Source organism: Dyadobacter sp. OTU695 (genome assembly GCF_038440355.1).
Lineage (GTDB): Bacteria > Bacteroidota > Bacteroidia > Cytophagales > Spirosomataceae > Dyadobacter.
Window position 1 is genome coordinate 132,574 of sequence record NZ_JASATN010000012.1, and the last position, 18,973, is coordinate 151,546.

15 protein-coding genes are annotated in these 18,973 nt (G+C 49.6%); 12 read left to right on the forward strand and 3 right to left on the reverse strand.

Going from position 1 to position 18,973, the window contains the following annotated elements; all coding sequences use genetic code 11:
- The first annotated feature begins 25 nt into the window (after positions 1 to 25).
- The 8 genes from AAHB90_RS21270 to AAHB90_RS21305 all read left to right on the forward strand — a co-directional run bounded on the left by AAHB90_RS21270 (position 26) and on the right by AAHB90_RS21305 (position 11,214).
- Entirely contained in the window at positions 26 to 853 is an 828-nt protein-coding gene (locus tag AAHB90_RS21270; RefSeq protein ID WP_342087217.1) for a transketolase, read from the forward strand.
- Positions 846 to 2,840, forward strand: a complete 1,995-nt coding sequence (locus tag AAHB90_RS21275) for an NAD-dependent epimerase/dehydratase family protein (protein WP_342087218.1) — start codon at positions 846 to 848, stop codon at positions 2,838 to 2,840. The genes AAHB90_RS21270 and AAHB90_RS21275 overlap by 8 nt, the downstream gene beginning before the upstream one ends.
- Before the next feature lie 78 nt (positions 2,841 to 2,918).
- The gene (locus AAHB90_RS21280) at positions 2,919 to 3,839 is read left to right on the forward strand and encodes a transketolase family protein (RefSeq protein WP_342087219.1); all 921 of its coding nucleotides are present in this window, start codon (positions 2,919 to 2,921) and stop codon (positions 3,837 to 3,839) included.
- Positions 3,836 to 5,530 carry a hypothetical protein gene (locus tag AAHB90_RS21285; RefSeq protein WP_342087220.1) on the forward strand — a complete coding sequence of 565 codons (1,695 nt, stop codon included), beginning with the start codon at positions 3,836 to 3,838 and terminating at the stop codon, positions 5,528 to 5,530. The genes AAHB90_RS21280 and AAHB90_RS21285 overlap by 4 nt, the downstream gene beginning before the upstream one ends.
- Before the next feature lie 2 nt (positions 5,531 to 5,532).
- A complete protein-coding gene (locus tag AAHB90_RS21290) occupies positions 5,533 to 6,669 on the forward strand; it encodes an acyltransferase family protein (RefSeq protein WP_342087221.1) in 1,137 nt (378 codons plus the stop codon).
- Positions 6,670 to 6,741: 72 nt separating this feature from the next.
- Complete coding sequence (locus AAHB90_RS21295) at positions 6,742 to 7,485, forward strand: glycosyltransferase family 2 protein (RefSeq protein ID WP_342087222.1); 744 nt, start codon at positions 6,742 to 6,744, stop codon at positions 7,483 to 7,485.
- Between the two features lie 11 nt (positions 7,486 to 7,496).
- A complete protein-coding gene (locus AAHB90_RS21300) occupies positions 7,497 to 10,175 on the forward strand; it encodes a DUF3352 domain-containing protein (RefSeq protein WP_342087223.1) in 2,679 nt (892 codons plus the stop codon).
- A 4-nt stretch (positions 10,176 to 10,179) separates the two neighbouring features.
- Entirely contained in the window at positions 10,180 to 11,214 is a 1,035-nt protein-coding gene (locus tag AAHB90_RS21305; RefSeq protein WP_342087224.1) for a hypothetical protein, read from the forward strand.
- Here AAHB90_RS21305 and AAHB90_RS21310 read toward each other — a convergent pair.
- Entirely contained in the window at positions 11,211 to 12,467 is a 1,257-nt protein-coding gene (locus tag AAHB90_RS21310; protein WP_342087225.1) for a cation:proton antiporter, read from the reverse strand. The two genes, AAHB90_RS21305 and AAHB90_RS21310, sit on opposite strands and share 4 nt — an antisense overlap.
- Positions 12,468 to 12,682: 215 nt before the next feature.
- On the opposite strand from AAHB90_RS21310, the gene AAHB90_RS21315 reads away from it, so the two are divergent.
- Together AAHB90_RS21315 and AAHB90_RS21320 are read left to right on the forward strand one after the other, a co-directional pair.
- Positions 12,683 to 13,831, forward strand: coding sequence for a lipase family protein (locus AAHB90_RS21315; RefSeq protein ID WP_342087226.1), 1,149 nt, complete (start codon positions 12,683 to 12,685; stop codon positions 13,829 to 13,831).
- Between the two features lie 15 nt (positions 13,832 to 13,846).
- Entirely contained in the window at positions 13,847 to 15,601 is a 1,755-nt protein-coding gene (locus AAHB90_RS21320; protein WP_342087227.1) for a M14 family metallopeptidase, read from the forward strand.
- On the opposite strand, the gene AAHB90_RS21325 is transcribed toward AAHB90_RS21320, so the two are convergent.
- Complete coding sequence (locus tag AAHB90_RS21325; protein ID WP_342087228.1) at positions 15,602 to 16,450, reverse strand: hypothetical protein; 849 nt, start codon at positions 16,448 to 16,450, stop codon at positions 15,602 to 15,604.
- Between the two features lie 180 nt (positions 16,451 to 16,630).
- Between AAHB90_RS21325 and AAHB90_RS21330 the strand changes: the two genes are divergently transcribed.
- Both AAHB90_RS21330 and AAHB90_RS21335 read left to right on the forward strand, forming a co-directional pair.
- Positions 16,631 to 17,773, forward strand: coding sequence for a DEAD/DEAH box helicase (locus tag AAHB90_RS21330; protein ID WP_342087229.1), 1,143 nt, complete (start codon positions 16,631 to 16,633; stop codon positions 17,771 to 17,773).
- Between the two features lie 8 nt (positions 17,774 to 17,781).
- Positions 17,782 to 18,087: a rhodanese-like domain-containing protein gene (locus AAHB90_RS21335; protein WP_342087230.1), complete on the forward strand. Its 306-nt coding sequence runs from the start codon at positions 17,782 to 17,784 to the stop codon at positions 18,085 to 18,087.
- A gap of 60 nt (positions 18,088 to 18,147) precedes the next feature.
- On the opposite strand, the gene dapF is transcribed toward AAHB90_RS21335, so the two are convergent.
- Positions 18,148 to 18,927: a diaminopimelate epimerase gene (dapF, locus tag AAHB90_RS21340; RefSeq protein ID WP_342087231.1), complete on the reverse strand. Its 780-nt coding sequence runs from the start codon at positions 18,925 to 18,927 to the stop codon at positions 18,148 to 18,150.
- Between the last annotated feature and the right edge of the window lie 46 nt (positions 18,928 to 18,973).

Genomic DNA, 18,973 nt, shown 5'->3' on the forward strand with positions numbered 1-18,973 from the left:
CTTACATCGACATACAACATCAGGCATGACAGCAGAAGAGATATTAAAAGACCCGAAACAGTTAAGCGGCGAGCTTCGCCTGAAAATACTGGGCCTTTACCACCAGGCCAATGCGGGCCACATTGGTTGCTCGCTCAGCTGCATTGACCTGATGATCGCGGTTCTTTTTCTCCAAAAATCGGTCGACGATACTTTCATTCTTTCCAAAGGTCACGCTGCTGCGGCACTTTACGCGTGCCTGAATACCCTCGGCGAAATCACGGACGAAGAGCTCGATACGTTCTACCTCGACGGTACCACATTGCCTGCCCACCCGGCGCCGCGCCAGTACAAAGGCATCCCTTTTGCCACCGGCTCGCTTGGTCACGGGTTACCTATTGCAACGGGAATTGCCCATGCAGCCAAGGTCGCCGACGATGCAACGTATTCATACACGCTGCTGTCTGATGGGGAAACCAACGAGGGAACAACCTGGGAAGCTGCCCACTATGCCATTCAGAACCAGCTCGATAATCTGATCATGCTCATCGACAAGAATGGCTTGCAAGGTTTCGGGTTCACCGATAAAGTCCTGGGGGAAACCGCCTCCGTTGAAAAATGGAAAGCGATCGGGTTCGAAACGGTGGAAGTGGATGGTCACGACATTACGGCCATCAGCAAGGCGATCAGCGAGTTAAAGGAGCATAAGAATGGACTGCCCAAAGCGATCATCGCCAATACCGTCAAAGGAAAAGGAGTTTCCTATATGGAGAATAAATTGGAATGGCATTACCTGCCCATGAACAAAGACCAGTACGAGCAAGCTACGCTGGAAGTAAAGGAACGCTATCTTAATGAATTGACGAATGCTTGATCATTTACCGGTTTACCGCGATAAAATAGAGAAATTAAAAGGGCCAGTTTTTGTTTTCGGTGCCAGCGGCTTCATCGGCGCCAATCTCTTCAATGATATATTTAAAATCCGGAAGGATTGCTATGCGGTAACGCACGACGCCACCAAAGCATGGCGCCTGAAACTGCTGAATGTCCCATTTGAAAACATCATTCACTGCGACATTCTTTCCGACAACTCGATTAAGGAGGTATTTGAAAAATACAAACCGCAAACGATATTCAACCTTGCGGCTTATGGTGCATACAGCAAGCAGAACAATGTAAACCTGACCTACGAAACGAATGTGCTCGGGACGGTGAACATCCTGCAAAACTGCACGAAGGACATGGTGTATATCCATGCCGGAAGCAGCTCCGAATACGGATTCAACTGCACTTCTCCCAAGGAAACAGATCGCGTCGAACCAAACAGCCATTATGCGGTTTCCAAGGTCTCTGCGGCCTATTTGCTCGAATATTATGCCAAAGTTGCAGGGCTGAAAACGCTCAACCTGCGCCTGTACTCGATTTACGGATACTGGGAAGAACCCGACCGGCTGATACCGAGGCTGATCGAGAATGCCCGTAAAAAAGGCCTTCCTTCCCTGGTATCGCCCGACATCAGCCGCGATTTTGTATTTGTGGAAGACTGCGTCGAAGCGTTCCTGGATGCGGCATTGAAGATCGATGACGAAAAATCCGGACGCTCCTACAACATCGCCACTGGCCGCAAGACGACCATGGGCGACCTGGTGGACGTAACCCGCAAAGCATTTTCCATTGCCAGAGAGCCGGAATGGGGCAGCATGTCGAACCGGAAATGGGACCTTGCCGAATGGTTCGGTGACCCAACTGCATTTGAAAACGATTTCGGCTGGAAGGCCCGGACTTCCCTGGAAGACGGCCTGACACGATACAGCCAATGGCAGGACGCCATTCAATATGAAGCGCGTGTTATCCCGGCCTTTGAAAATCCGAAGCTTAACCCGGTCATAACGGCCATTATCGCCTGTTACAAAGATGCGCAGGCCATTCCTTTCATGTACGAAAGGCTGGTGAAGACTTTCAACGAACTGAAAGTCCGCTACGAGATCATCTTCGTCAACGACAGCTCGCCCGACAACCAGGAGGAAGTGATCAATGCGATTTGCGACAAAGACCCTAATGTGGTCGGGATCAGCCACTCGCGAAACTTCGGATCGCAATCGGCATTCCTGAGCGGGATGGAGATCGCGACCGGCGATTGCGTGGTGCTGATGGATGGCGACTTGCAGGATCCCCCCGAAATTATCCCGGCATTCTATGAAAAATGGATGGATGGCTACGACGTTGTGTACGGCGTACGCGTGCAGCGGGAAATGAAACCGCATATCCATTTCTTCTATAAATCATTTTACAAGATATTCCAGGGCCTCAGCTATATTCCTATTCCCCGCGACGCCGGCGACTTCTCGATGATCGACCGCAAAGTGGTGAAAGAGCTTGTCGACCTGCCCGAAACGGAGCAATTCCTGCGCGGCTTGCGTGCCTGGGTAGGTTTCAAACAAACCGGAGTTCCATATGTACGCCCGGAAAGGATGTTCGGCGTTTCAACCAACAACTGGACGAAAAACATCTGGTGGGCCAAAAAGGCGATATTCTCATTCAGTTTCGCCCCGCTGGAATTGATGAGTTACGCCGGATTCGGATTGACTGCGCTCTCCATTCTGGGGATCTTCTGGCAGATATTGGCCAAATTCTTTTTCTTCCCGGATACGCCAAGAGGCCTCAGCACCGTAATTATCCTGATCGTATTCTTTGGTGGGCTAACGATCCTGGGCATTTCGTTTTTGGGAGAATACATTACCAAGATATTCGAAGAGACCAAGAAACGGCCGAAGTATATCCGTACCAGAATACGCCGCGGCCCGAAGGCATATAAAACCGCCGATGAGATCAGGGCTTTGGTAAAACAATTGAGAAAGTAATAAATTGCATGGTATCAGCCGGTTAGGCGGCCAGTCCATTTAAGTTAAGACATCAATCGGCGTAGCGCCCACTTAACGATGAGAAAAGAATTTTCAACAGCCATAGAAGATCTCGCGGTGGAAGACGACTCCGTTATTTTCATCACAGGCGATCTTGGATATAATGCATTGGAGAACCTGCAGGCCAAAATGGGCAAGCGGTTTATCAATGCCGGTGTTGCAGAGCAGAATATGGTAGGTGTAGCAGCCGGCTTTGCACATAAAGGCTATAAAGTGTTCTGCTACAGCATTGCGCCATTTATCGTGTACCGCTGCCTCGAACAGTTTCGTAACGACGTATGCTTCAATAACCTACCAGTTTTTCTGGTCGGTAATGGCGGTGGTTACGGGTACGGCATTATGGGCAGCAGCCACCATACGATCGAAGATCTGGCATGTTTGAGCGGGCAGCAGAATGCTCAGGTGTGGGTGCCCGCATTCGCCGACGAAGTGATACCGGTTGTGCAGCAGATCGCCGCCGACGCCCGGCCCGCATACCTGCGCCTTGGCGCGGGGAAGACTACGCCAGCCAACAGCTATCTTACCGGCTCATTTAAAGTAATACACCAGCCTGCCCATGCCGAAATAACTGTTTTTGCATTGGGACCGATTGCCAATAATGTACTCTCGGCGCTTGGACTCTCCCCCGAGCTGGCCGAAAAGGTGAATGTCGTTACAGCATTACATTTCCCCCTGGAACTGACCGACGAATTGATTGCATTGGTCAAAAAAGCGCCGGCAATCCTCGTTGCCGAAGAGCATATCAGCACGGGAGGCCTTGCGCAACAGCTGTCTGTACAACTACTGGAAAAAGGCATTTTTCCGTCTGTATTTAAGAGTCTCAAAGCGGAAGGCTATCCCAATAGCCGCTACGGCAGCCAGAGCTATCACCAGAAACTTTCCGGACTTGACGCGGATTCGATATTGTCGAGCATCAGCCAACTAATGATCACGGCATGACGAAAAAGGCTTTCACCATTATCCTGAGCCTGATCCTGCTGTTACCCGTCGCCATTTATTTCACGGTCTGGGACTACTATGCCATCAATATACCCAAGTGGGACGATCATGCGCTGAAAAATTTCATCGCCGAATACGCACAGGCCGGCGACTGGAAGGGAAAAATCCAGGCGCTTTTCAAACAGCATAACGAGCATCGCATTGCGCTTACCCGGCTCTTCGCATGGATCGATTATGCCGTTTTCGGGCATCTCAATTACCGGCATCTGATGATTGCGGGCAACATTATGCTGCTGGCCGCCATTCCACTGTGGTATGACCTGCTCAAAAAGAACAAAAAGCCACTTTTTGCATTGGTACCCATCCCATTCCTGTGGATGACGCTGGCATTTTGGGAGAATATGTACTGGGGAATGGCTGCGGTGCAGAACCTGGGCGTGGTAACGCTGGTACTGTGGACATTATACCTTGTTATTAACCCAAAAGTACTGCAGTTTACGATCGCCATTTTGCTCAGCGTGGTTACCGTTCTCACCAGTGGTAATGGGCTGATGGTACTGCCGCTCGGGGCATTGCTGCTTTTCCTGGCTGGGAACCGGAAACGGTTTGCATTATGGCTCATCATCAGCGCAGGCGAGATTTTCTGCTATTTCTATTGGTATACCAAACCTGAGTCCAATCCGGAATCGAAGGCCGGTATCTTGAAGCTTGCCAAGGGCTATATGGCATTCCTGGGTTCATTTGCGGAGTCGATCCCTGTGCTTGACCATTTTAAAGTGTGCCTTTTCATTGGTATCGTGTTGTTTTTGGTGGCGATTTCAATTGCTTCCACTACCCTGTTCCGCATTGTCCGCAATAAGTATTCGATTAAATTCGAACGCACGACGGATCTGTTCTGCCTCGGCGCGATCCTGTTTATTCTGGGAACCGCCTTGATCGTGGTTTACACCCGGGCCGGTTTTGGTTTGGAAGGGTTGATTACCAGTCGTTACAAGATCTATTCAGTACTGTTGCTGATCATCGCCTACATCTACGTGGTAGTTCCTATTCGCGGCAGCTTCCTTTCGCCTTACATTACGGCGATCGTCGCCCTGGCAGTAACGTTCAATGTGTTCAGCTACCATTATCACCTGGTGGACGCCTATAATCTGAGAAAGCAGCTGGTAACCTGGCAGTTCAACTGGACATTTACCGATAAATCACTGAAATACCCGGCCGACACATCATTCGCGGCTAATATCGTTGAAAAAACACCGGTGATCTACGACAAATGGCTCCCACTCATTGCCATTGCCGACCGTCAGAATTATGCCGGAAGCTCGCGTGGAATGGTGGATCTGTACGATAAGACGACATTCACAACCGATACCGCATCCATTAAAATAAACAACACTACATTCACCAGCCAGCGGTTGCAGGACAGCGGCGTGTATGTATTGCTCAGTTCGGATGAATGCTATTATATTTTCCCGGCCTTGCGCACACGTAACACGAGCCGCAAGCAATTATTCCTGAAACAATATTATTTCGCCCCGGGCTTCTACGCCGACATTCCTTTCTCTGAAATGGATAAAGGCACTTACAGAGTCGCGCTGATCCATCAGCAAGGCAACGAAACCGGCATTCTGTTCAAAGACCAGCGTGTGACGGTGAAACAAACGCGTAAAAAAGAAGTGAAAGTTAACTGGTAACCATGCGCACCAATTCGGAAGGACACATAATTCAACTTGACGGCGTGCGCTTTATTGCAGTAGGATTAGTTCTGCTCGACCACCTGATCGTGGAGATCAATATCATCCCGTTCGGTGCCCTCGGCGTAACCATTTTCTTCGTGCTCAGCGGCTTCCTGATTTCGCGCATTCTCCTTAAAAGCAAGGAAAAAACTTACGGGACGCCGGGCGGATTCAAGAAATACCTGCGCAAGTTCCTGATCCGCAGAACGATCCGAATTTTCCCGGTCTATTACCTGATCATCGCCATCCTGTTAATCCTTAATGTGCCGCCCGTCCGTGATAAGCTGGCCTGGCTGGCGTTGTATGGGACAAACATTTACATTGCCCTGCACAAAACCTGGATGGGTTCGGTGGATCATTTGTGGTCGCTGGCAGTGGAAGAGCAGGTGTATCTTTTCTTCCCTTTTCTGATATTCTTCATCCCAAAAAATAAATTGGTGCCCGTGCTGGGCTTAATGGGCATATTCAGCATTCTCCTGCGTTTTTATATCTTCTATACAGGCAGAATACCCGGTACCAACTTCGTTACCATGGGCGAATGGACGGTCGCGTATGTATCCACCCCCGCATGTTTCGATTCTTTCGCATTAGGCGGGCTTATGGCCTGGACGCAACTCTACAAAAACGATTTATTTGTTAAATTCTTCAATAAGTCATGGCCGGTATTGCTTGGATTGCTGGGATGGGTGCTGGTACAATGGTGGGCCAAATCGCTGGCGCAGCCATTCAACTTCCCGTACGTGGTACTCGACAGAACCATGTCGTCCATTTTCGGGTTTATGCTCATAGGACGCGCCGTGATGGGTTTCAAGGGTTGGATGGCGGCATTTCTCGAAAATCCGGTGTGTATTTATTTAGGTAAAATCAGCTATGGCCTCTACCTGTACCACAATTTTGTATACAACCATTTTCACAGTGGCCCCATGCACCCAACGGTCAGGCTTTTCCGGAAAATCTACCAATATATCCCCAGCCTCGAAGGCAATATTGCATTCGAAGCAACGGTTGTAGTGGCGCTCACTGTCTTAGTCGCGTCGGTTTCCTGGCACTTTTTCGAGAAACCGATTAATGCCCTGAAAGACAAGTACGCTTACTAAATAATGAAACCCCATAGCCCGGTTACAGGCTTTATTTATTAATTTCGCGCAACATACCAAATACGCTTTTGCATGTCATATCTTCTGAGTATAGTAATGCCCGCATACAATGAGCAGGATTGTATCGAAAAAGTAGTTTATAATTGGACCACCTTCCTCAAAACCAAATTCCCCAACGATAACACTACCCTGATCGTTATCAACGACGGATCGAAAGACAATACAAAGGTATTACTGGATGAACTGGACAAAAAGATCGACAATCTTACAGTGGTTCACCAGAAAAACGGCGGACATGGCAATGCGGTTGTAAACGGCTACCGTAAAGCGCTGGAAGTGGGCTCGGAATATGTGTTCCAGACTGACAGCGACGACCAGTTCGTTTCCGAAGATTTTGACAAACTCTGGGCCAAACGTTCGCAATCGCAATTCATACTCGGTTACCGCCAGGTAAGGCACGATGCAGGCGTACGCCTCTTTATTACGAAATTCCTCCGCGGTACGATCTCGGCAGTTTATGGCACATTCATCATGGACAGCAACATTCCGTTCCGTCTGATCAAAGGAACATTCCTGCAAAAACTGATGGATCAGCTGCCTAATCCGGAACCGTTCGCTCCGAACATTTTCCTGGCTGTGATGGCTAAAAAATCAGGACAGGAACTGTTCGATATCCCTATCACCCATAAAGACCGGGAAACCGGCACCGTTTCAATTGTGAAATGGAACCTGTGGAAAGTTTGTATCCGAAGCTTTAAAGAACTCTTGCGGTTTCGCCTCGAACTGAATGGTAAAGTGAAAGCGATCCGCGCTTAAAAAACAGGCTTGTGTCGAAAAAAAACCTGATTGCTATCCTGCTGGTCGTGATTATCGGATCAGCAGGATATTTCCTGTTCAAATGGTCGAGGGGTTCGTCGGCAGCCTGGCAATTCATCCCGTCCAATGCCGTTGTGGTAATCACCAGCGAGCATTTGCAAGATTCGGCCTACACGGCCACAGAAGCCGCGCTTGATCTCAAACGACTCCCCCTCCTCGACATCGCCAGCGATAACCTGACATTGCTCAACCTGCTGACGAGAGACCCGAAAAAGCTCAAAACATTTCTGAAAGGCAAAGCCCTTTCCTACTCGTACCACCCGCGCACAAGCACGGAATGGGGGGTGATCATGTACATTCCCGTAACGGAGGAGGAAACCAAATGGCTCGCTAGCCCCCAGCACGCCAACATCCGGCTTTTACACCATAACTTCCAGGACCATCGCATTACCGACGCCATCGACGCCAATTCTCGGCCGTTGTTCTCCTACCTGGTTAAAGACCACTTCCTGATTGTGAGCTACTACGGCGATCTGATCGAAGATGCCGTACGCGCCTCATCACTCAATATCGGCTCGTTCAGGCTGCGATCGCGCTTTTCGAATATCAATGACTCCGATTACGGAACGAGCATTTACCTGAGGACGGACGCATGGAAATCGGTCATGTCGATGGAAAATGTAGCGACACTGGCCGAGTTTGGCAAAAATTTCCCGTCCTACCAGGATTTTCACGTCGAAAAAGCCGAAAACAAGGGCAATCTTGTCATTAAATCGGATGGGGCAGATGCGCCGGATTATTACCTGGCCGAAATCCTGAAAGACAACCCCGGTACGCCGTTTATGGGACACAAGCATGTTTCCCAGCAAACTTCCTTTCTGTATCGCGCGGCAGCATCCGACAAGGCCGCTTTCAAGGCAGCTTTTGCGAAATGGCATAGTAAATACAAATCCCCGGCTTGGGACAAGCTCAACTATTATATCGCCGGCGAAAGCAATGTGCTGGTCGATAATATCGGATCCGAGTTTGTGCTATGCCAATTGGAGGAGAACAACAGCATTACCGATGGTAAAATACTGCTCGCGGAATTCTCCAACTACGACAAAGTGAGGCCGGTGTTGCAAAAGCTCGCGCGACTGGCCAACCAGGAAAGCAATGCTTCGGCCGACCAATATCAGGGCTACGACATTTACTCGGTACCTGTTCCTGAATTGCCGGCTGGTCTGTATGGGCCAATGTTTACCGGCTTTCCCCGAAGCTATATTACCTATATCGCGCCCTACCTCGTGATCAGCAACAATTCGCAGGTATTACAGAACTACATTGTCGATTACGAAAACCAGATTACCTGGAAGCAATCGCCGGAATATGACAGCGTGCTCACGAACGTGAACAATGAGGCCCAGCTCTCGATGATCGTGAACCTGCGGAAAGCGCAGTCAGGTGAGGAAACACAGGTGAGCAAAAAGTATAGCGACCTGACGGCCAAAATAGAGTCCATTACCCTGCAATGCCGTTTCGAGGGCAGCGAGGCATTTCCAGAGCTCACATTCCACCCCAAGAAGCGCCAAACCGCCAGCAAGGTACTAAACCGCACGTTCCTGAATATTGACATCGAATGGCCGGACATTTTCGACTCGGAGCTGGCTGCATTGCAAAACCCGATTGACGGAAGCTCGGAAATATTACTGACCGACAAAGAGCATAACCTGCTTAGAACGAACAACCTGCGGGAAGGAAAAACGGAAACCATCGCTAAGCTGAACGGTCCGATCAGCACCGCTGCCTACAAGGTCGATTTCCTGAACATCGGTCGCCAGCAACGTATTTTCGCTACCACCCGCACCGTGTACGCCTTGGACGAAGACGACTCGACCAATGTCTCGGTATTTCAGGCACACTTGCCAACCTCCGATCCTATTTCGGCCCTGTATCTCATCGATGGTGGCGAGGACGGCAGTAACCGGTTTATTGTCAAAAGTTCGGCGGAAGAGCTGTTTGTTTGGGAAAGCGTCACCCGCTCTCTCAAAAAGCTGAACCATTTGATAGACTTCGAGAAGATCGTCGGGCCGGTGGTGGCGCTGAACCAGATCGGCAACAGGGGCTTCATTGTGACCCAGCAGAATGGAAAGATCTACTTACTCAAAGAAAACGGGACGGTAAGACCTGGCTTTCCGGTCGATATCCTGACGCGGACGGAGAGCCCGTTTACCTGGGCGCAGAATCCGCAAACCGGCCAACCGGAACTTGCCGGCGTGAGTGTTTCCGGCGAACTGATACGCATTAGTCTGGATGGCAAAATCACGTCCAGAAGGCAACTCCTGCGCCCGGAACCGGGTTCGCGCTTCCGGATCCTGTTCGACCGTAATTCGCTCGACTGGATATTAGTGCGGTCTGTCAATTCAAAAACCGCCATTATCACCAAAGACGGCCGCGAGTTGTTCGAAATCAAGGATATTCTACCGAATGCAACGATCCAGTATCATTTCTTCGGCGTCGATAACCGGTTTATCACGATCAAATCAGGCAGCTACACTACGGTTTTTGACATGAACGGAAAGCGGCTTGGCGACAAAGCGATACCGTCCGAAATGCCGGTGCAGCTTACTTATCAGCCCGGCTATTACAAATTATTGATATTCAGCCGATCAGAAAAGAAAATACAGGTCTGGTCGATCAAGTTGAGATAGTGCTATGAAAATTTTAAGATATATCGTCCTGGCCGCTGGCTGCATCATCTGGACCGTGGGCCTCAGCCCGAGCATTTTACCCTGGCTTTGGAAAGAGCAGGTCGTGGAAGACGGTTACCAGTACGGCGATTTATACAAACTCTCTAACCTCCCGGAGTTTCGCGACCCACGCCACCAATGCACCGGTTATACGCCCCCAGCCCGGCCGCAATCGGCCAAAAAGGTGCATTTGTATGTTATAGGCGACAGTTTTACCGAAAAAGGGAGGGTTGAAAAGAAAGACTTTCCGGTGGATGAATACACCTGGGTAAAATGGTCGGACTTCCTGCATATCAAACTCGATACGACCGAACACAATATCCTGCTGATCGAAAGCGTCGAACGGCATTTCCGCCAGAAATTCGCATCATCGCCTCTAACGGTACTCGTTCCCGACACAGCGACATTTCTGCGGAACGGGGCTCCTGCTAAATTCATGTACCGGCTCGACGAGGCATTCAAAGGCTCACATACCGCCGACAGGCTTGACGGTTTTCTGTTCCAGAACGACTTCGTGTTACGCATGAAAGAATGGAAAGCGGATTTCAACCACCGGTTTTTCAACCGGGTTGGCACTGGTGTAACGCTGGTGAACGGTGATCGTGACATCGTGTATTACATGGATACCGACACGCCGCATATTACTTCGGCATTCACACCGGTTCGCGCCACGGAGGTTGATTCGATGATCACCAACCTGAATGCCAGCCGCGATTTTGCCGATTCGCTCGGTTTCGATAATGTGCTACTCAGCATTATCCCCAACAAGGTATCAGTGCTAAGCCCGGATTATGGTGGCCAGTACAACAATCTGATCGAAAGGGTTTACAATCATCCCAAACTAGACATACCGTATGTCGATGTCCTGGCCGATTTCCGGCGCATGGGTCGTTCCGCTTATTTGAAAGGCGATTCGCACTGGACTTGCGAAGGGCAAACGCTCTGGCTGAACAAAATCAATGCGCTGATCAACCGGCTCGTAGTGGCGCCGACATCCTAGGCGACCACTTCTTCCTCGTCCGGAAACCGGGCAGTGAGCTTACCAACCGTGAGCCCCTGGACAATGATCGAGAACAGAACCACAAAATAGGTAATCGCGAGCAGGAAGTCTTTATTGAGATGCTGATCAATAGATAATGCCAAAGCAATGGATACGCCTCCCCGCAAGCCTCCCCATACCAATATGGTAATCGATTTCTTCCCGAAGCGCGTCTTGAACGGGATCAGTCTAACTGGAATGTAGATTGAAATAAACCGTGCTGAAAGCACCACGATGATCGCAGCCAGACCGGCCCAGCCGAATTGCTTCATGTCCGGGATCAGCAGCAATTCGAAACCGATGATCAGGAACAGGATCGCATTCAGGATTTCGTCGATAAGCTCCCAGAATTTGTCAATATAGTCCCGCTCGGTATCCGAAACAGCACCCGGGTTTTTACCATAATTACCTACTACCAGGCCGGCAGCCACCATCGCCAGCGGGCCCGACATATGCAGCGCCTGCGCCGCGAGGTGCCCGCCCATCACGATCGCCAGGGTAATGAGCACGTGTACATTGTAGCCATCCACCCGGTACATCATTTTAGAACCGACAAAACCAAGCGCCAGGCCCAGCACAATGCCACCGATTGCCTCCTTCACAAACAATCCGGCAATACCGGTAAACGAAGTGTTCACCTCTTCGCCCCTTGCCAGCGCAAGCATAAGAATAAACACCACCACGGCCATACCGTCATTGAAAAGTGATTCGCCTGCGATCTTCGTTTCGAGCGACTTGGGGACGCCAGCCTGTTTGAGGATACCGAGCACGGCGATGGGATCGGTAGGCGAAATCAATGCTCCGAATACAAGACATTGAATGAGGGGAATGGCAATGCCCAGCAAAGGAAGAATGTAATACATCAGAAAACCGATCACGAAGGTCGATATCACCACGCTGACGGTGGAGAAAATAATCACGGGCAGGCGCTGTTCCCGCAGGTCTTCCAAATGCAGATGGATAGCGCCCGCGAAAAGCAGGAAATTGAGCATTGCGCCCATGAGTATCTCCGTGAGGTCCACGCTCGCAATAAGGGTCGAGATGCGGATGAATGTGCGCGGAAATATGCTGTCGGTGGCGATAAGCCCTAACGAAACCATCAATGCGATCACCATGACGCCGATGGATGGAGGCAATTTCAAAAACCGGGAATTCAGGTAAGAAAATATCGCAGAGAGGACGATTAACGCAGAAAAAGAATAATAGAGCTCCATGAAAATATTTTTTAGACTAACCAAAAATAAAGAATTCCGGGCGGGCATTCCAAGTCAAACGAGCCTGGCGGGCAAACTCTAATAGTATTCTAATTTGAAAGAACGGCGTGAAAATGGGTCCGAAAAACGATTTGAAAGCGTGAAAATCCCGTTGCATCGATTGTTTTCCTACATTAGTGATTCTAAGTTTGCCTGTTTCAACGCTTCCGATCAATATGCAAAAGCCCCTGGCAAGTTTCAAACCATGCCTGACCAGGCATTTATACCGGGTAGTTGCCTTAATCCTTGGCATACTTACCACTCAGTCCTCGTTTTCACAAACCGGAAAGCTAAAATCGGGCTTTGATAAGGCCGAATACCAGGAACTCGTATATATGCACGCCCTGCTGTACGACACGGCCATGACCAACCGCCAAAAGTTTAAAGTGCCCAGGCCTACGAAGTTCGACTCCATTTACACATCGCCCGTCATGGGCCTCGACAACCGATGGGGGCTTTGGAAAAGCAAATCATCGGTAGGGGTGATCAACCTCCGGGGCACAACGATGAATGCCGTGGGCTGGCTGGAAAACTTCTATGCCGCCATGGTGCCAGGCCGTGGAGAGCTCAAAATCACCAATGATTATACATTTAAATACCATTTGGCGGATAATCCCAAAGCGGCCGTGCACATTGGCTGGCTGATCGGCACGGCATATCTTGCCAGGGATATTGTACCCAAAATTGATTCCCTGTACAAAACCGGTGTCAGGGATTTTCTGATCATGGGCCATAGCCAGGGCGGTGCACTCAGTTATCTGCTGACGGCCCATTTGTATTCCCTTCAAAAACAGGGTTCGTTGCCCAAAGATATTCGTTTCAAGACCTACGCCAGTGCGGCGCCCAAAGTGGGCAATACCTATTTTGCATACGAGTATGAACATTTGATCGATGGCGGCTGGGGCTATAATGTCGTCAACTCGGCCGACTGGGTCCCGGAAGTGCCGTTTTCGGTGCAAACCCTCGCGGATTTCAACCATACCAATCCCTTCAAGAATATCGACGGTATCATTAAAAAGCAAAAACTCATTGCGCGCATCGGTATGCGCCATGCTTACAAGGGTTTGAGAAAGCCGAGCGAAAAGGCGCAGCGTAATTACGAGAAATACCTTGGCAAGTATGCGGGGAAAATTGTTTCCAAAAACCTGCCGGAGTACCAGTCGCCTATCTTTTACAAAAGCAGCAACTACGTGCGTACCGGGCCAACGGTGGTACTGCTCGCCGACGACGAATACTATAAGCAGTTTGAAGATTCAGACAAGAACGTTTTCATTCATCACGGTCTTCATCCTTATCTTCAGCTGATCGAACAATATAAATACTGATATCTCACTCCACTGATGCGCTCCAAACTAACCCTATTCCTGCTAGGCATCCTGCCGGGCTTCCTGCCGGGCATCGCATTTACCGCAACCGCCCAGCACCAGACCCGTTTTGAAAAAAGCGGCGGCAAACAAACTCCCACCTACGAGGAAGGTATCGCTTTTTACCGGCAGCTCGCCCAAAGCTTTCCGCAGGTGCAAATGCAGGAAAAAGGCGGTACCGATAGCGGCAAGCCGTTGCATTTAGTACTGTATTCCAAAAGTAAGGTCTTCGATATACGGAAACTGAAAGCCCAGGGAAAGGCTATTCTGTTCATCAACAACGCCATTCACCCGGGAGAGCCCGATGGCGTGGACGCTTCGATGATGCTCCTGCGCGATATCCTCGTCCACCCCGCCAGATTCCCCGAACTGGATAGCATTGTGGTAGCGATTATCCCATTCTACAACATCGGTGGTGCATTGAACCGTAACAGTACTACGCGCACCAACCAGAATGGGCCGGAGGAGTATGGTTTCCGCGGGAATGCACGGAACTATGATCTGAACAGGGATTTTATCAAAGCAGATACCCGAAATGCCCGAAGCTTCGCAGCCATATTCCACGAGCTCGATCCCGATCTCTTCGCGGATACGCATGTGAGCAACGGGGCCGATTATCAGTATGTAATGACGCTCGATTATGCTCAGAAAGACAAGCTAGGCGGCCCGCTCGGTGATTTCAACGACAAGGTTTTCCTACCCTATATGTACAGGCATTTAAAAGAGGCAGGTTTTGAGGCGACGCCTTATGTGAATGCATACGGGCAAACGCCCGACAAAGGCTTTGTCCAATTTCCCGACTGGCCGCGTTATTCCACCGGCTACGCGGCCTTGTTTCATACCATCGGTGTGATGACAGAAACACACATGCTGAAACCCTACGACCAACGTGTAAAATCCACCTATGCTTATTTGCATGGTAATATCAAGTTCCTGGCTACACATCGCAAAACGCTGCTGAAACTTCGGAACGAGACGAAGGAAGCTGTAAAAAAGCAGGAAAAATTCGCTATCAGCTGGCAGGTCGACAAATCAAAACAATCTACCATTACATTCAAAGGCTACGAACCAGAGTATATTCCCAGCGAAGTAAGCGGGCTGCCCAGGCTGCATTACGACCGGTCGAAACCGTTTACGAAGGAGATTCCATTTTACGACACCTACATTCCCCTGGATGAAGTGACACGCCCGGAAGCTTATATCATTCCCCAGGGCTGGCATAATATCGTTGAGCTGCTGCGGTTGAACGGCGTGCAAATGAATGCGCTCGCAAAGGATTCGGAAATGAATGTGGAAACTTACGATATCGAAGAACTGGAAACGCCAAAGCAGCCATTTGAAGGACATTACTGGCACACTTCCGTCAAATTAAGGACTGAGAAACAGAAACGCTCATTCAAAAAAGGGGATTGGTATGTTCCTGTTAATCAATCTACCAACCGCTATATCATCGAAACCCTGGAACCGAAAGCTGTCGATTCGTTTTTCAAATGGAATTTCTTTGACACCATTTTGCAGGCTAAGGAGCACTATTCGGGTTATGTTTTTGAAGATTTGGCTTCGGATTTGGTCAAAAAATCACCTGTGTTGAAAGCAAAGCTCGATGAGAAACGCAAAAGCGATCCCGAGTTTGCCAAAAACGGCAACGCCCAGCTGGATTTTATCTATAAAAATTCAGATTACGCGGAAAAGGAATACATGCGCTATCCCGTTTTCCGCGTCGTGAAATGATCAGAACCGGAATCCCAGATTGAAGTTAAACTCGCCGGTTATATCCATTCCGCTGGTCTTGTAAGTAGTCGATTTGAATTTTTCACGATCGATGTACCGCGGGCCTACCCCTGCATTCAGACCGATCTGGAAATGTTTCGTGATCTGGAAATTCACGTAATTGTTAACGATCATTCCCATCCGGAAGCGTTCCCTTTCCTCTTCGCGGCTGGTGTACACCTGTGTTGTCGGATTATAGTCCGTATAGTTGTACCAACGTTTACCGGCACCGGCATAAAGCGTAGGGCCGACTGCGTAAGTAACCCGTTTCTGGCCGAAGGGATAAACTTTCAAGCTTGGGGAAAAATAATACATCTCCTCGTTATTGCTCGTTTCTGATCCGATCGGGAAGTAATAGCTGTCCGAAATAGTGACTGTAAACGGCAAAAGCAATCCGAAATAGCCGTTTTTATCCAAAATCCTTTCATAGCTGATCCCAAAACCCGGCCCGCTGTCCAAGGCTTTGAAGGCTGAAAAGTCAACTTTATTCTTGCCCATCGGTTCGTCCTGGACCACCGGTGAATTCCGCTCGTGAGCTTGCGCGCTGCTGCGCTCGCTACTGCGTTCGCGACGTTTGTCGAACCAGATAGTCTGCCCGTTCCCAAACTCGATCCGCAGCAATTCGTTCTTCCTTACGACGAAATTAGCCGCATTGGCCTCCTGACTAATCTTGTACGATACCTTGTCGATACCGACTTCCACCACCTTTCCTTCGATGATAGAGCCGTTCCTCCGCACCAGGACGTCCTGCGCGTAAACGGCAGTGAAGATGACGGACAATAAGAATGTGAAGGTAATAATCCTGCCCATAGTGTTGCTGTGTTGATGAATGATGATCAAATTTACACGATAAGTGAGTACTTTTGCCAAGTGTACTCACTGAACGTTTAAAAACATACTTCTGTTATACACCTGGCCGGATCGGCCGATTCATATTATGCAGGCTGCGTTTAAAATGGATGATCATCACGCAGCCATTAAAAAGATCAAATGACATTTCAGGATTTAAAACTCATAGAGCCTATCAAAAAGGCTCTCCAAGAAGAAGGATACACCACTCCCACTCCCATCCAGGCCAAAGCTATTCCGGTTATTTTAGAAAGTAAAGACTTGCTGGGCTGTGCGCAGACAGGCACCGGAAAAACCGCCGCTTTTGCGATTCCCATGCTGCAATTGATGCATGACAACCCGGTCGGGAAATTCGAAAAGAGCCGTATCCGCGCATTGATTTTGACCCCTACCCGCGAGCTCGCGATCCAGATCGGCGAAAGTTTCGCTGCCTACGGACGCCATACGCGTATTAAACATACGGTAGTTTTCGGTGGTGTAGGTCAAAAACCGCAGACCGACGCGTTGCAAAAGGGTGTAGATGTACTCATCGCCACACCTGGCCGTTTGCTGGATCTGATCAATCAGGGATTCATTAAACTGAACCAGCTGGAATTTTTCGTCCTCGACGAAGCCGACCGTATGCTCGACATGGGGTTTGTGCATGATGTTAAAAAAATAATCAAGCTGCTGCCTGCCAAGCGCCAGTCGTTGTTCTTCTCAGCTACAATGCCACCAGCGATCGTTACGCTTGCAGGTACCATTCTGAGAAACCCGGCAAAAGTGGAAGTTACCCCCGTTTCTTCGACAGCCGACACCATTCGCCAATCCGTGTTTTTTGTAGATAAATCGGACAAAAACTCACTGTTGCTGCATATTCTCAAAGACGAATCCATTGCCACGGCGTTGGTTTTCACGCGTACCAAACACGGGGCCGACAAGGTGGTGAAAGTATTGCGAAAAGCTGGCGTTACTTCCGAAGCGATCCACGGCAACAAGTCGCAGACAGCCCGGCAGAATGCATTAAAGAATTTCAAAAGCCAGACCACCCGCGTCCTGGTTGCCACCGACATCGCAGCACGCGGTATCGATGTGGATGATCTGACGCACGTGATCAACTACGAAATCCCGAATATTCCTGAGACCTACGTTCACCGTATCGGTCGTACCGGCCGCGCAGGGGCGAAAGGCATTGCGCTGTCATTCTGCGACAGGGACGAAAAGACTTATCTCAAAGACATTCATAAGCTGATCGCTAAAAATATCCCGGTGGTGAACGACCATCCGTACGCACTGGGCAGGTAATTGGTAGTATGTCAAAAAAAACCTACTCGGATATCGACCTTCCGCAGGCGCTTGCATTGACCAAACACCCGGATACCTTGCTGGTAGATGTGCGTGAAAGCTGGGAGTTTGAGGAATTCAATGAAGGAGGAATTAATATTCCCCTGGCGGAGATCAGGGAAAAACGGCCGCTGGTGGCCCCTTATCAAACCATCGTGGTTATTTGTACCAACGGTGTCCGAAGCAAAGTAGCAGCGATGGATTACTGCCGCGTCCCGGAATGGGCCGACAAGCACATCTATCATGTAAAAGGCGGCATTATCGAATCCGAATAAAAATGAAAAGCCTCGCAGATCACCAGGATTTGCGAGGCTTTCGACTTATATTTTAATAACCTATATTTTTAGAGCACCTTCAAATACGCGCACTGCGGGGCCTATCAGGTAAATATCTTTAAATTGACCATCACCGGCATCCTCGTATTCTACCGCCAGGGTTCCCCCGATTGTTTCTACCTGCACGGGTCCTTCCCAACCTTCGCGGATATGCGCGGATAATGCGCAGGCCGTTACGCCCGTTCCGCAGGAGAAGGTTTCATCTTCTACGCCACGCTCGTAGGTGCGCACGCTCAGGTGATTATCTTCTATCACCTCCACAAAATTCACATTCGTACCACCTTTTGGGCCATAAACGGAGCCATACCGGATTTCGCTGCCGATATTGACCACATCCGCTTCGTGAATATCGTCCACGTACGTCACATAATGCGGCGAGCCGGTATTCATAAAATCGTATTCCTCATATTGTTCCACGCCATTCACATTCGACATTTTCAGTCGAATGGTATCGCCCGAAACCGTTGCCTCATGCTCGCCGTCGACGGCGATGAATTTGGTGTATTCCTTGAAAAGTCCGAGATCGTTTGCAAAACGCACCACACACCGGCCGCCATTGCCGCACATACTGCCTTCTCCGCCATCGGCATTGAAGTATACCATGCGGAAATCGTAGCCGTCGGCATTTTGGAGCAGAATGAGGCCGTCAGAACCCACCCCGAAACGACGGTGGCAAATGGAGGCGATCAGTTCTTTTGAAACCGGGAATTGCAAGTCGCGGTCGTCGACCATAACAAAGTCATTGCCCGTTCCCTGATATTTATAAAATGGAATAGTCATTTTTCAAAAGCTTTAAGCTGTAAGCCATAGGCCGTAAGCTGTATAA